The organism is Micromonospora sp. CNZ280 (genome assembly GCF_011759515.1).
Map to the genome: position 1 here is coordinate 1,002,181 of NZ_JAAOYP010000001.1, position 13,739 is coordinate 1,015,919.

Below are 13,739 nucleotides of genomic sequence, written 5' to 3' on the forward strand. Positions count from 1 at the left end.
CGGCGTCCGGCATCGCGCGGCCGGCGACCGCGTGCCGCGATCAGCTCCAGCGGTTGCCGGTGAGCCGCTCGTAGACGTCCACGTAGCGGGCCCGGGTCGCCTCGACCACCTCGGCCGGCACCTCGGGGGCCGGTGCCTGCTTGTCCCAGCCGCTGTCGGTGGCCCAGTCCCGGACGTACTGCTTGTCGTAGGAGAACTGGACCCGCCCCGGCTGGTACGACTCGGCCGGCCAGAACCGGGACGAGTCCGAGGTGAGCAGCTCGTCGCCGAGCATCAGCGTGCCGTCCGCCGCCCAGCCCAGCTCGATCTTGGTGTCGGCGACCAGAATGCCCCGGTCCGCGGCGAGTTCGGCGCCCCGCCGGTAGACGTCGAGGGTGATCTGCCGCAGCCGCTCGGCGGTCTCGGCGCCCACCTTGTCCACCACCTCGGCGAAGGTGATCGGCTCGTCGTGCTCCCCCACCGGCGCCTTGGTGGACGGGGTGAAGATCGGCTCGGGCAGGATCGACGCCTCGACCAGGCCGCGCGGCAGCGGCACCCCGGAGACCGCGCCGGTGCGCTGGTACTCCTGCAGGCCGCCGCCGGTCAGGTAGCCCCGGGCGACGCACTCCACCGGGACCATCTCCAGCCGCCGGCAGCGGATCGCCCGGCCGGCGAGTTCGTCCGGCACGTCGGTGGCGGAGAGGATGTGGTTGGGCACCAGGTCGGAAAGCTGATCGAACCACCACAGCGAGAGCGCGGTGAGCAGCTTGCCCTTGTCCGGGATCGGCGTGGGCAGCACCACGTCGTAGATCGAGATCCGGTCGGAGGCGACCAGGATCAGGTCGTCGCCGTCGGCGTAGACGTCCCGGACCTTGCCCGAGTGCAGAAGTTCCACGTGCCCTAGTACACCACGCGCCCGACGCACGCCCGGTCGCCGGTGCTGCCGGCGGAACGCCGCATCCGGCCGGGACCGGGTGTGGCCGGACGGCCGTTGACACCCTCCGGCGGCGCCTGCGTGAATGATCCGACCGCCCGCCCGCACCCAGGAGGCCCCGTGCCCGCCGCCCGTCCCGCCTCGCACCGTCCCGGCGCGGATCCGGGTCGACGCCGGGTGCTCGCCGCGCTGCTGGGCGCTCCGGTCGTGGGGCTGGCCGGGTGCACCGCGGAGGAGGCCGCCCCGACCGACGACGGGCCGGTCGAGCTGTCGGTCTTCTGGTGGGGCGGCACCGCGCGGGCCGAGCGGACCGAGAAGGCGCTGCGGCTCTACTCCGAGCGGAATCCCCGGGTCACCTTCCGGGTCACCTGGCAGGGCAGCGGCGGCTACTACGACCGGCTGGCCACCCAGGCCGCCGGCGGCAACGTGCCCGACCTGTTCCAGCTCGACGACGGCGTGCTCACCGAGTACGCGGAGCGCCAGATCGTCCTCGACCTCGGCCGGTACGTCGCCGACCGGCGGCTGGACCTGAGCGCCCTGCCCCCGGGCCTGGCCCGGTACGCCGAGGTGGCCGGCCAGCCGGTCGCCGTCGCCGCCGGGCAGACCGCGGCCGCCCTGGTGGTCAACCGCGACCTGCTGCGCCGGCTGCGGGTGGCGGAGCCGAGCACCGGGATGAGCTGGGACCAGTACGTCGCCTGGGCACAGCAGGTCAGCCGCGCCGGCGGCGGCCGGGTCGCCGGCACCATGGACGCGTCCGGCGACTACCGGGCACTCTGGCTCTGGCTGCGGGGCCGGGGCGGCGAGTTCTACCGCAGCCGGCAGCTCGGCTTCGCCGCCGACGCGCTGGCCGAGTGGTTCGCCCTGTGGGAGCGGGCCCGGGCGGGCCGGGCCACGCCGAGCTCCACCCTGGTGGAGCAGGCCGACGGCGGCGAGCCGGCCCGGCAGCTCGTGGTCACCGGGGCCACCGCCGCCTCGTTCGCCTGGTCGCACCAGCTACCGGAACTGCAACGGCTGGCCCGGGACGAACTGGCGCTGGCGGCCCTGCCCGGGCCGCCGGCCGCCCAGTGGGCCCGGGCGTCGATGTACTGGGCGGCCTTCCGCGGCACCCGGCATCCGGCCGTGGCGGTGGACGTGCTGAACTTCCTCACCACCAACGGCGAAGCCGGCGCCGTGCTCGGGCACGACCGGGGCCTCAGCGCCAGCCTGGCCGTCCGCCGCTACACCGAGGGCCTGCTCGCCGACCCGGTGGAACAGCGGGCCGCCGCCTTCGGCGCCACGCTGGCCGACGGGCTGGGCCCGGCACCGAACCCGCCCCCGGCGGGCCATACCCGGGTCCGCGCGCTGCTGCTCGATGCCGCCGAGAGCGTCCGGGCCGGCCGGGCCGACGCCCAGGCCGCCGCGACCCGGTTCCTGGCCCAGGCCAACGCGGTGTTGGCCTGACGGGTCGACCGGCACCCGGACGTCGCCCGGGCGGACGGATCAGCGCGGCGGGCCGCCCCGGCGGTTGCGGGTCATCCGGAACACCAGGTAGACGATGACGGCGACCACCACCAGGCAGCAGAGCAGCCCGAAGAACCCGAAGCCGCCGCCGCGCCGCCGCCGGGCGGCCTCCACGACCAGCTCACCCGTGCCGGTCGACGCCCAGGCCGCCACGGGCACGAAGACGGACAGCACCACCGCACCGAGGACCGCGCTCAGCCGGCCCCACCACTTGCCGAAAGCAGACATGTCCCCATCCTCGCCGAGAACCGCAACCCGGGCAGGACGGTCGACCGTGAATCGCCGCCGTGCGGATGTGTCGGCACGGGAAACGCCGAAGGGCCCCGGAGATCATCGGGGCCCTTCGGGACAGTAGCGGGGACAGGATTTGAACCTGCGACCTCTGGGTTATGAGCCCAGCGAGCTACCGAGCTGCTCCACCCCGCGTCGGCCTCACCACTCTATCTCATCCGAGTCGGGATGATCAGCCACCCCCCGGATCCCCGCCGTCGCATGGCCGCCGACCACGTCACACGCCGGTGGGACGGTTGCGGCGCCGGGACGACGCTGAGACAGCCGGCGTGCGCGGAGCCCGGCCGGCCGCGGGGGTCGAGACGCGAATCGGCCCCGAGGGGAACTACCTCGGGGCCGATTCGATGTGGTAGCGGGGACAGGATTTGAACCTGCGACCTCTGGGTTATGAGCCCAGCGAGCTACCGAGCTGCTCCACCCCGCGTCGGTCCGTCAACCGTAGCGCACCACCCCGGCGTGCCGCAAAACGGCCCCTCGGCTCACCCCAGCCAGTCCTCGACGGCGGCCACCGCCCGGCGGCTGTCGGCGTCGACCTGGGACCGCTCGCTGGAGGTGTTCTCCCAGCCCTGCTCCCACAGCACGGTCACCACGTCGCCGACCCGGATCGCCCGGACCAGGCGGATCTCGTCGCCGCCGGTCGGGTCGCCGTTGACGTCCCGCGCCGCCGCCCGCATCTCGAACAGCACCGACTCGTCGCCGTAGCCGCTGTCCGGGAGCAGTCGCTGCCGGGAGGTCGCCGGCGTGCCGTTGCTCTGCCCCTCCTGCTCCGGGCAGTCGCGGACCGCCTGGCGCAGCTCCCGGAGGAAGTCGTCGGCCCGGCCGGACCGGTAGATGGTGATGGTGTGCGCGTAGCTGCCGTCCGGGACGTACCCCTCCGGGGTGGCGGCCAGCTTGTAGGCGAGGTTGCGGGTTCGACTCTGCGCGACCGCGGCTTCGCTCGGGAAGCGGGCGTCGCAGAGCTTCGGCAGCGGGGCCGTGTCCCGGAAGACCGGGTCCATGCCGGTGCGGTTCGCCTTCGCCAGGGTGAAGAACGCCCGGTCGGGGATCGAGGTGGGCGTGCGGGCGGCCCCACCGGTCGGCGCACCGCTCGGGCCGGCGCCCGCTGCCGCGGACGTCGACGGCGATGACGGCGTGGCGGACGGAACGGTCGGCGTCGGCGTCGGCGTCGGCGTCCCGGCGGGCTGCGGGACGGGAGCCGGGTCTGCGGAAAGGGTCAACCGGGCGCCGGTCGCCACCCCGCCGACCAGTACCGCCACGGCGAGTGCGGTGCCCGCGGCCCGGACCCGGGCCCGGCGGTCGGCCTGGCGCCGGAGCGTCTCCGGGAGCGCCAACTGCCCGCGGTCGGCATCCTCGGCGAGCGAATGGTAGAGATCGGACAGTTCACGCGACATCGTGGGCCTCCAGCTCCGGGGAGTAGTCGGGCAGCAGCGCCGCCAGCCGGGAACGGCCCCGGGAAAGCCAGGACTTCACGGTGCCGGTCGGCACCTCCGTCTCCCGGGCGATCTCCTCCACCGACATGTCGAAGAGGTAGTGCAGGGCGAGGGCCTGCCGCTGGGCGGCCGGCAGCTGACGCAACGCGTTCACCAGGAGCACGCTGTCCTCGTTGGGCGCGGGCACCGACGCCGGTGGACCGCTGCGGCTGAGCACGCCGCGGAGACCGTGCAGGCGGCGCCACCGGTCGGTGGCCAGCCGGGCCATCACCAGGCGTAACCAGGCCTCGGGGGCCGGATGGTCGACCAGCTTGTCCCACTGCCGCCAGGCCCGGGCGAACGCCTCCTGCACCAGGTCCTGAGCCTCCGTGTAGTCGCCGGCGACCGCGTAGCCGTACCGGAGCATCCGCCGGGAGGTACTCCGGTAGAACTCGTCAAAACTGTGTGCATCTCTCATGAGCCGACCACGCTTCCCCCGGACCTCGCCGTGTGTTGCAGACAGGACGGAGCAACGCGCCAGCAGGTTGCATGCCCCGGTCGAGTATTCGGTCAGGTAAACGACACAGCCCCCGGCGCCGGGACCGGGTCGGTCCGCGAGGCCGGGGGCTGCGTCGTGGTACGGCGGGTCAGCCGCCGCTCGGGGTGGGTGGCGCGCTGCCGCTCGGGCTCGCCGCCGGGCTGCCGCCCGGGGTCGGGGTGGTCGCCGGGGCGGCCGCCTGCTGCGCCTGCTGGAACGCGGTCAGCGCCTCGTCGAGCGCCTTCAGCGCGCGGCCGTACCGCTCGAAGTCGCCGGACGCCTGCGCGGCCCGCACCTCGGTGATCGCGGCCTGGACCCGGTTGGCGGCCTCGGCCAGTTCGCCGGTGAGCGCCGGCGGGGTGGTCGGCGTCCCGGGCGGCGGCGGGGTGCCGCCGGTGGGCGGCGGCGGGGCACCCTGGGCGGCCCGCTTGCCCTGCTCGACGAGCTGCTTGATGCCGTCGGTGAGGTTGTCGGCCAACGCCACGTAGGAACCGCCGTCGCCGTACGACAGCAGCACCTTCTGCAGCAGCGGGTACGCGTCCTGCTGGTTGCTCTTGACGTAGACCGGCTCGACGTAGAGCATCCCGTCGCCGAACGGCAGCGACAGCAGGTTGCCGTACTGCACCTGGGCCTGGTTGGAGGAGAGCAGGTTCAGCTGCTGGCGGATGTTGGCGTTGTTCGTCATCTGCTGGTGCACCTGCACCGGGCCGGAGATCCGGGTCTGGTCCGGCAGTTCCAGCACCTCCAGCCGCGGCTGCCCGTCGACGTACGACCCGGAGATCAGCGCGGCCAGGTTCTGCCGCCCGTTCGGGGTGACCGCCGAGGTGAGCTGGAACCGCGGCGCTTCCTGCCCCGGGAACTGGGTGAACAGGTAGTACGGCGGCTGCTTCTGCCCGCTGTCCGGCGCGTCCGGCACGTTCGGCACCTGCCAGAAGTCCTGCGCGGAGTAGAAGTCGCCGGGGTTGGTGACGTGGAACTTGGTGAGCAGGTTGCGCTGCACCTTGAACAGGTCGGCCGGGTAGCGGAAGTGCTCGGCCAGCTCCGCCGGGATCTGCGCCTTGGGCAGCACCAGGTCACCGCCGAACGCCTTGTTCCAGGCCTTGAGCACCGGGTCGGTGTCGTCGAACTCGTAAAGCCTGACCGTCCCGTCGTACGCGTCGACGGTGGCCTTGACCGAGTTGCGGATGTAGTTGACGTTCTCCCGGGCCAGCTGGAACGTGCCCCGCCCGGTCAGCTCGTCGGTGGTCTCCTGCTGGAGGTTGACCCGCTCGGCGTACGGGTAGGTCGCCGAGGTGGTGTAGCCGTCCACGATCCACTGCACCCGACCGTCGATCACCGCCGGGTACGGGTCGCCGTCGAGGGTGAGGAACGGCGCGACCTTCTCCACCCGGTCCCGCGGGTTGCGCACGTAGAGCAGCTTGGAGTTGTCGTTGACCGCCTCGGAGAGCAGGAAGTTCGACTCCTGCTCCTTGATGGCGTAGAGCAGCCGGCGCATGAACGAGCCGATCTCGACGCCGCCCTCACCGGTGTAGGTGTAGTAGGCCTCGCCGGCCTCGCCACCCTCACCGACCGGCCGGTCGAACTCGGCCGGCTCGGCCTCCGGGTCGGCCTTGCCGACGATCGCGTAGTCGCCGGCCTCCATCCGCTCGCCGTAGTAGATCCGCGGCTGGCTGGCCGGGATCTGCTCGGTCTGCGAGGAGCAGGCCTCCTGCGCCTTCTCGCCGAGGAAGCCGGAGACGAAGAACGGCTGGCCACCGCAGACCACCTGGTTGGCCGGCGCGGCCACCAGGCCGTAGCCGTGGGTGTAGACGGTGTGCCGGTTGATCCAGTTGGCCTGCTGGGCGGTCAGCTCGCCGTAGTTGATCTCCCGGACGCCGACCACGTAGTCGGAGGTCTTGCCGTTCACCCCGTACCGGTCGATGTCCAGCTTGGGGCCGAAGTCGTAGAAGCCGCGCACCTGCTGGAGCTGGGTGTAGGTCTCGCTGACCAGCTGCGGGTCGAGCAGCCGGACGTTCGGCACCACCGAGGTGTCGGTGGCCAGGCTCGGCGGCGGGGTCAGGTTCGCCGCCGCGTACGGCGTGGTCTTCGTGACGTCCAACCCGAACGCGGCCCGGGTGGCGTCGATGCTGCGCTGGATGTACGGCGCCTCCTTGTCCCGGGCGCTCGGCTTGACCTCGAAGGTCTGCACCGCCCAGGGGTAGATGCCGCCGATCGCGACCGCGGAGACGCCGAGCAGGGCCAGCGAGATGCCCGGCCAGACCAGGTTCCGCATCCACGCGTTGGAGAACACGATGATCGCGATGGCCACCACGACCGAGATGTAGGCGAGGATCTCCTTGGCCGGCAGCAGCGCGTTGACGTCGGCGTAGCCGGCGCCGTAGACGTTGGCGCCGTCGTTGTACTCCAGCAGCATGGCCCGCCGGTCCAGCACGTACGCGACCGCTTTGAGCAGCACGAAGACCGCGACCAGGGTGCTCAGGTGGGCCCGGGCGGCGTTGCTCATCCGATCGCCCACGCCCTGCAGCCGGACCCCGCCGAAGATGTAGTGCACGGCCAGCGCGCCGATCAGGGAGAGCACCACCGCGGTGAAGCCGACCCCGAGCAGGTAGCGCCAGAACGGCAGCTCGAAGACGTAGAAGCCGATGTCCACCCCGAACTCCGGGTCCTTGACGCCGAAGTCACCGCCGTTGCGGAAGAGCAGCCACTGGTTCCACCGGCTCTGCGCGCTCAGCCCGGCGAAGAGGCCGATGACCGCCGCGACCAGCGCGATCCACAGCCCGAGCCGGGGGCTCAGCAGCATCCGGTAGCGCTCCAGGGTGGCCTGCTCGGGCGAGTGCGGACGCATCCGCGGGCGCAGCCGGTGGGCGAGCCAGAGGTTGCCGCCCACGATCACCGCCATGCCCAGCCCGACGCTGAGGAAGAGCAGCAGCCGGGTGGTCAGCACGCCGGTGAAGACCTGGGTGTAGCTGACCTCGTCGAACCACAGCCAGTCCGTCCACGCCTGTACACCCCAGCCCAGCAGGGTGAAGAGCACGAACACCCCGACCAGGACGCCGATCGTGACGCGTCCGCGTCGGCTCATCCTCGGCAGGGGGCTGCTGCTACGCATGACCACTGTTGGCTCCGCACGCTCGATGTGATCGGCTCCGACCAGGCACCCAGAGTACGGGGTCTTCCTGAACGTGTCGGGTCACGGTCGTGCGGCAGCCGCGTGCCGCCCGCCGCGGCCCGCCCGCCGGGCCCTTCAGCGACCCGCTCCACAACCACCGCCGGGCCGGTCAGCGACCCCGTCCGGGCCGTCACACCGGGCGGGACGGCCGGGCCGGCACGGCCGGTGCCGGCCCGGTGGGCCGGCGGTCAGCAGTGGGTGGGCTGGCCGCCCGCGCGCAGCGTCTCCAGGGCGGCGAGCGCCTCGTCCAGCGAACCCACCTTGACCAACGGCAGGCCGGGCTGCGGGTTGCGGACCGCCTCCGCGCAGTTGTCCGCCGGCACCAGGAACGCCGTCGCGCCGGCCTGCTTGGCCCCGACCAGCTTCTGTGCGATGCCGCCGATCGGACCGACCCGGCCCTCGTCGTCGATCGTCCCGGTGCCGGCGATGATCCGGCCGCCGGTCAGGTCCTCCGGGGTCAGCTTGTCCACGATGCCGAGGGCGAACATCAGGCCGGCGCTCGGGCCGCCGATGTCCTCCAGGTCGATCTTGATGGTGAACGGGTGCGGCTGCTGCTGCTCGATCTCGATCCCGATCCGGGGCCGGCCGTCCTGCTCGCGGCTGGTCACCGGCGCGGTGGCCGCCGCGCCGTCCCGGGTGTAGCCGATGGTGAGCCGGCTCCCGGCCGGCTTGGCCCGGATCAGCTCGGTCAGCCGGGACGCCACCGGCACCGGCTGCCCGTCCACCGAGGTCACCACGTCGCCGGGCTTGAGCACCCCGGCCGACGGCCCGTCGGCGGCGACCGTCTTGACCACCACCCGCACCGGGAAGCCCAGTTCGCGCAGCGCCGCGGTCTCCGCGCTGGTCTGCGAGACCTTGAAGTCCTCGGCGTTGCGCTCCTCGACCTCCTGCTGGGTCTCCCCCGGCGGGTAGACCAGCTCGCGCGGCACCACCGCCTCGTCGTCGGAGAACCAGCCGGCCAGCGCCGACCGCAGCTTGACCGAGGGCTGGACGCCGACCGTGGTCAGCCGCAGCTGCCCGGCCGAGGTCGAGGTCTCCCCGCCGGTCACCTCGATGACGTCCTTGCCGTCCTCCTTGCCCAGCGTGTTCACGGTCGGCCCGGGACCGAGCACCACGTACGGGATGGGTGCGCCGAGCACGCCGATGCTGAGCAGGGTGGTGAGCAGAGCACCGAGCAGGACGGTCACGCCGCGACGTCTCATGCGGCAGAGCGTACCGACCGGGGTGGGGCGTCCCGGCGGGCGAACCGCGACTTCGCCCTCAGCGCAACGCCAGCGGGGGTGACCCGGGGCGCGGCACGCGTACCGTAGACGTCGTGCCTGATATTCCGTTCGGTTTCGCGCTACCGGGTGGGCAACCACCAGACCCCAACGACCCCGCGCAGATGCAGCAGTTCATGTCGCAGTTGCAGCACCTGCTCTCCGCGTCGGGCAGCGGGCCGGTCAACTGGGACCTGGCCCGGCAGGTGGCCGCCAGCCAGCTCGCCGCCGCGGGCGACCCGGCGGTCTCGCCGTACGAGCGCAACGCGGTGGAGGAGGCGCTGCGGCTCGCCGACCTCTGGCTGGAGCCCGCCTCCGCGCTGCCCTCGGGCATCCAGACCTCGGTGGCCTGGAACCGCAACGAGTGGATCTACAAGACCCTGGACGTCTGGCGCAAGCTCTGCGACCCGGTGGCCAGCCGGATGGTCGGCGCGATGGGCGACCTGGTGCCGCCGGAGGCGCGCGCCCAGCTCGGCCCGATGCAGTCGATGGTGGCCACCCTCGGTGGCGCGCTCTTCGGCGGCCAGCTCGGCCAGGCGCTCGGCTCGCTCGCCGCGGAGGTGCTCTCCGCCGGCGACATCGGGCTGCCGCTCGGCCCGGCCGGCACGGCCGCGCTGATCCCGGCCAACATCCGGGCGTACGGCGAGGGCCTGGAGCTGCCCGAGGACGAGGTCCGCCTCTACGTGGCCCTGCGCGAGGCCGCCCACCAGCGGCTCTTCCAGCACGTGCCGTGGCTGCGCGGGCACGTCCTGAGCGCGGTGGAGACGTACGCCGCCGGCATCCGGGTCAACCGGGAAGCGATCGAGGAGGCGATGGGCCGGGTCGACCCGACCGACCCGGAGTCGATGCAGGCGATCGCGCTGGAAGGCATCTTCACCCCGGAGGACAGCCCCGCCCAGAAGGCGTCCCTGGCCCGGCTGGAGACCGCGTTGGCGCTGGTCGAGGGGTGGGTCTGCCACGTGGTGGACAGTGCCGCCGGCGGCCGGCTGCCGAACGTGGTCCGGCTCGGCGAGGCGTTCCGCCGGCGCCGCGCCGCGGGCGGCCCGGCCGAGCAGACCTTCGCCGCGCTGGTCGGCCTGGAGCTGCGGCCGCGCCGGCTGCGCGAGGCGGCGGCGCTCTGGGCGGCGCTCACCGAGCACCGCGGAATCGCCGGCCGGGACGCCCTCTGGGGTCACCCCGACCTGCTCCCCTCGGACGACGACTTCGCCGACCCGGTGGCCTTCGCGATGGCCGAGTTCGACCTCAGCGAGCTGGAGAACTTCGACTTCTCCGCCCCGGGCGGCCCGGCGGAGCAGCCGCCGGGCGGCCCGGAGCGGCGCACCGACGACTCCGACGGCGACGACGACCGGCGCTGACACCGCGTCCGGCTCGGATCGGCCGGACGCACGCCCGGTCGCGTCGGTCGAAGCCGCCCGGCTCGGGTCCGTGGGGGACGCGCGGGTCGGGTCAGCCGGGTTGGCCGGCGCCGGAGAGCAGCGCGCGGGTGGCCTCCCAGCCCTCCACCGCCGGGTCGAGCCGGCCCAGGTCGCCGGGGCCGCGGAGCCGGTGCCAGCCCTGGGTCACCGCGAGGTCGCCGGGGCTCGGTGCCGCCGTGCGTACGGCCGCCGGCTGCCCGCACTCCAGATCCACCGCCGGCAGCCACTCCGGTACGGGCAGCCGGGCCGCCACCCCGAGCAGGCCGGGACCGCCCTCGACCGGCGCGACCGCCAGCGGCCGGCTGGTCAGCGGCCGGAGCAACTTGCCGATGGTCAGTCCGGGCACGTCCGGGGCGTCCCCGGCGATGACGGCCGCCTGGTCGTAGCCGTCGAGAGCGGCGAGCACCGCGTTCGGGGTGGGCTCGGGCACCTCGTAGACCTCGGTGCCGGGCCAGACCACCGCGTCGGCGAGCCACCGGTCGGCCGGGGTCACCGCCACCGCGGTGTGCACCTCGTTGAGCGTGGCGAGCAGGTCGACCACGTCCTCGGCGAGCGCGGTCCGCCAGGCCGCCGGTTCGATGCCCGGTGGCGCCCAGCTCACCGGGCCGAGCAACGCCACCACCACACGTCGTGCCACGCCCCGACCCTACGCTGATCAACTCCGCTTCCGGGATATCGCGGTATCAACGACGATCCGACGCCCCGATGCGCGGCAGACGGAGTGGATCACGAGGCCGTGCCCGGGCGGCGCGGCGTGGGGGCCGGGAGCGTCAGTCGGTCAGTGGTGCGCCGGCGGCGGCGACGCCCTCCAGGTAGCCCCGGGCCCGCTCGGTCTTCGGGTACCGGCCGACCAGCGCCCAGAACCGGGCGTTGTGGCTGGGGACGATGAGGTGGGCCAACTCGTGCAGGAGCACGTAGTCGATGACCCAGTCGGGCATGTCCTGGACCCGGTGGGAGAGCCGGATGGTGCCGTCGGCGGGGGTGCAGGAACCCCAGCGGCCGTTCTGGTTGGTGACCCAGCGGACGCTCGCCGGGACCGCCTGCGCGCCGTGCTCGGGCAGGTAGAGCTTGATCAGCCGGGTGGCCCGGACCAGCAGTTCGTCGTCGGAACGGGCCAGCCGCCCTTCCCGGGCGGCGAGCCGGGCGAGCATCCGGTCGACCCACTCGCTCTCCTCGGCCCGGGAGAACTGGTCGGGAATGAGGACGACCACCCGCTCACCGTCGCGGTAGGCGGACACCGTGCGTCGCCGGCGCTGGCTGCGCCGCACTTCGACGACCGGCTTCCGCACCCCTGCCATCAGCGGGCCGCGCAGCCTCGGATTCCTGCCACGAAGGAAAGCTACTGCGTAGTGACCAGGGGTCCGCAAGAGTCAACCCCTCGACACGCGCCCGGAAAATGGGGATTGGTCGCCAGGAGTCCCGAAAAATTCTTAGCCGGACCTGCGCGGCGCACCACCGTCACCCTTCGTGGCGGACGGCGGGCCGCGCACACCGGCTCCGCTCCACGGTAGGTGATCACCGGTTCGGACGCCGCTCGGGGGGCCGAGGACGGCTTTCGGGACGGTTCGGTCGGCGTGTCCCCGCCAAACTGACTTATCCGACGTAATTCGCCATGCACACTCTCGACGTCGACTTCCTCACAGTGTCGATGCACAGCTGACATGGAACCGCCCAGACCTGGGTAGGGTCCGCGGACCAGCGGTCACGTGGGTGGCCGCGGAGAACGACCCAGCGCCGGCGCCCCGCGTGGCCCGCCGCCGGGACAACCGCCGGTAGGCAGTGACCGGCGGACGAGACGAGGAGGGCACCGTGGCCGACCAGGCCCAGACCTACAACGGTTACTGCGTCAAGTGCAAGGAGAAGCGGGACTTCGAGGGGCACATCGAGGTCAGCAAGACCGGGATGAACATGGCCAAGGGCAAGTGTCCGGTGTGCGGCACAACAGTGAACCGCATCCTGGGCAAGGCGAAGGTCTGACCCGGATCGGGTGTGCGGGAGGGGTGGCCGAGGGCCACCCCTCCCGCTTTTCGTTCCCACTGTCGGGTGGCCGACACGACTACCGGCCGGTTGTGGATATCTCGCCAAATCCTGTGGACAACCCTGGACAGGCTGCCGCGCACCTGTGGACAACGATCGACGGACAGCAGGGGAACGGTCACGATCCGTCGCATGACCCGTCCCGCGCAGCCCCGGTCCACCCCGCTGCCCCGGCCCACCCTGCTGCCCGGGATCACCCGGCTCTGGCGTGACCGGCACACCCTCCAGCTCGGCGTCGAACCGGGCCGGGCCGTCCTGCTGGAGGTCGCCGACCCCCGTGCGGCCCGGCTGCTCGACCTGCTCGACGGCAGTCGCAGCGAACGCCGCGTCCTGGCGTACGCGGCCGACGCCGACGTCCGGCCCGACCACGCCCGTACGCTGCTCGACGCGCTGCTGGCGGCGGGCCTGGTGGTGCCCGCGCACACCCTGCTGCCGCGGGAGCTGGCCGGACCGGCCCGGGCCCGGCTCGCGGCGGAGGCCGGCGCGCTGGCCCTGGCCACCGCCCGGCTGCCCGGCACCCCCGCCCAGGTGCTGCGCCGCCGGCTGGCCGCCCGGGTGATGGTCAGCGGGGCCGGGCCGCTCGGCGCCGCGGTCGCCGTCGCGCTGGCCCAGGCCGGCGTCGGGCACGTGCACCCGGGCCTGACCGGCCCGGTTCGACCGGCGGACCTGGTCGGCACCGGCATCCCGGCCGCCGAGGTCGGCCGTCCGCTCGCCGCGGCGGCACGCGACGCCGTCGACCGGGCCGCCCCCGGCACCCGCACCGGACCGCTCCGGCGGGGCCGGGTCGACCTGGTGGTCCGGCTCGGCGCCGACCGGCCGGCCGCGTTGCTCGCCGCCGGGTACGCCCAGCGGCGCCAGCCGCACCTGCTGGTCGCCCTGCGGGAGGGCGTACCGGTGATCGGGCCGCTGGTCCGCCCCCCGGTCGGGCCCTGCCTCAACTGTCTCGACCTGCACCGGACCGACCGCGACCCGGACTGGCCGGCGCTCGCCGCGCAGCTCGCCGCCGGGCGTCCGGAGCCGGCGTGCGCCGCCGCGACGCTGCTGGCCGCCGGCGGGTACGCGGCCGCCGAGGCGCTGGTCCAGCTCGACGGCGGCACGCCGGAGACGCTCGGCTGCGCGGTGGAGGTGGCCGGACCGGGCCGGTTCCGGCGCCGGGTCTGGCCGCCGCACGCCCTGTGTGGGTGTTCCCGAGCACGGCGGTGAGCACC

The 13,739-nt window shown here is 73.5% G+C and carries 12 protein-coding genes and 2 tRNA genes; 4 read left to right on the top strand and 10 right to left on the bottom strand.

Annotated elements, in window-relative coordinates:
• Positions 1-40 precede the first annotated feature (40 nt).
• The gene (locus FHX32_RS04755) at positions 41-874 is read right to left on the bottom strand and encodes a phosphoribosylaminoimidazolesuccinocarboxamide synthase (RefSeq protein WP_167179629.1); all 834 of its coding nucleotides are present in this window, start codon (positions 872-874) and stop codon (positions 41-43) included.
• A 159-nt stretch (positions 875-1,033) separates the two neighbouring features.
• On the opposite strand from FHX32_RS04755, the gene FHX32_RS04760 reads away from it, so the two are divergent.
• Positions 1,034-2,353 (top strand): extracellular solute-binding protein, encoded by a 1,320-nt coding sequence (locus tag FHX32_RS04760; RefSeq protein ID WP_167179630.1) that lies wholly within the window; start codon positions 1,034-1,036, stop codon positions 2,351-2,353.
• A gap of 39 nt (positions 2,354-2,392) precedes the next feature.
• On the opposite strand, the gene FHX32_RS04765 is transcribed toward FHX32_RS04760, so the two are convergent.
• From FHX32_RS04765 to FHX32_RS04795, 7 genes are all read right to left on the bottom strand, one after another.
• A complete protein-coding gene (locus FHX32_RS04765; protein WP_088992075.1) occupies positions 2,393-2,641 on the bottom strand; it encodes a hypothetical protein in 249 nt (82 codons plus the stop codon).
• A 124-nt stretch (positions 2,642-2,765) separates the two neighbouring features.
• Positions 2,766-2,839, bottom strand: a tRNA-Met gene (locus tag FHX32_RS04770).
• Positions 2,840-3,051: 212 nt separating this feature from the next.
• Positions 3,052-3,128: transfer RNA gene (locus FHX32_RS04775), tRNA-Met, on the bottom strand.
• Between the two features lie 55 nt (positions 3,129-3,183).
• Positions 3,184-4,095, bottom strand: coding sequence for a hypothetical protein (locus FHX32_RS04780; RefSeq protein ID WP_167179631.1), 912 nt, complete (start codon positions 4,093-4,095; stop codon positions 3,184-3,186).
• Positions 4,085-4,591 carry a SigE family RNA polymerase sigma factor gene (locus tag FHX32_RS04785; protein ID WP_167179632.1) on the bottom strand — a complete coding sequence of 169 codons (507 nt, stop codon included), beginning with the start codon at positions 4,589-4,591 and terminating at the stop codon, positions 4,085-4,087. Before FHX32_RS04785 ends, FHX32_RS04780 begins: the two co-directional genes overlap by 11 nt.
• Positions 4,592-4,760: 169 nt before the next feature.
• Positions 4,761-7,760, bottom strand: a complete 3,000-nt coding sequence (locus tag FHX32_RS04790) for a UPF0182 family protein (protein WP_167179633.1) — start codon at positions 7,758-7,760, stop codon at positions 4,761-4,763.
• Between the two features lie 248 nt (positions 7,761-8,008).
• A complete protein-coding gene (locus FHX32_RS04795) occupies positions 8,009-9,022 on the bottom strand; it encodes a YlbL family protein (RefSeq protein ID WP_167179634.1) in 1,014 nt (337 codons plus the stop codon).
• 113 nt (positions 9,023-9,135) lie between these two features.
• Here FHX32_RS04795 and FHX32_RS04800 point away from each other — a divergent pair, with 113 nt between their 5' ends.
• Positions 9,136-10,434: a zinc-dependent metalloprotease gene (locus FHX32_RS04800; RefSeq protein ID WP_167179635.1), complete on the top strand. Its 1,299-nt coding sequence runs from the start codon at positions 9,136-9,138 to the stop codon at positions 10,432-10,434.
• A gap of 91 nt (positions 10,435-10,525) precedes the next feature.
• Here FHX32_RS04800 and FHX32_RS04805 read toward each other — a convergent pair whose 3' ends face one another.
• Together FHX32_RS04805 and FHX32_RS04810 are read right to left on the bottom strand one after the other, a co-directional pair.
• Entirely contained in the window at positions 10,526-11,131 is a 606-nt protein-coding gene (locus FHX32_RS04805; protein ID WP_167179636.1) for a hypothetical protein, read from the bottom strand.
• A 133-nt stretch (positions 11,132-11,264) separates the two neighbouring features.
• Positions 11,265-11,792, bottom strand: coding sequence for a M48 metallopeptidase family protein (locus tag FHX32_RS04810; RefSeq protein ID WP_167179637.1), 528 nt, complete (start codon positions 11,790-11,792; stop codon positions 11,265-11,267).
• Positions 11,793-12,303: 511 nt separating this feature from the next.
• On the opposite strand from FHX32_RS04810, the gene FHX32_RS04815 reads away from it, so the two are divergent.
• Together FHX32_RS04815 and FHX32_RS04820 are read left to right on the top strand one after the other, a co-directional pair.
• Positions 12,304-12,471, top strand: coding sequence for a DUF5679 domain-containing protein (locus FHX32_RS04815; protein ID WP_007072829.1), 168 nt, complete (start codon positions 12,304-12,306; stop codon positions 12,469-12,471).
• 192 nt (positions 12,472-12,663) lie between these two features.
• Positions 12,664-13,734 (top strand): ThiF family adenylyltransferase, encoded by a 1,071-nt coding sequence (locus tag FHX32_RS04820; RefSeq protein WP_167179638.1) that lies wholly within the window; start codon positions 12,664-12,666, stop codon positions 13,732-13,734.
• Positions 13,735-13,739 lie beyond the last annotated feature (5 nt).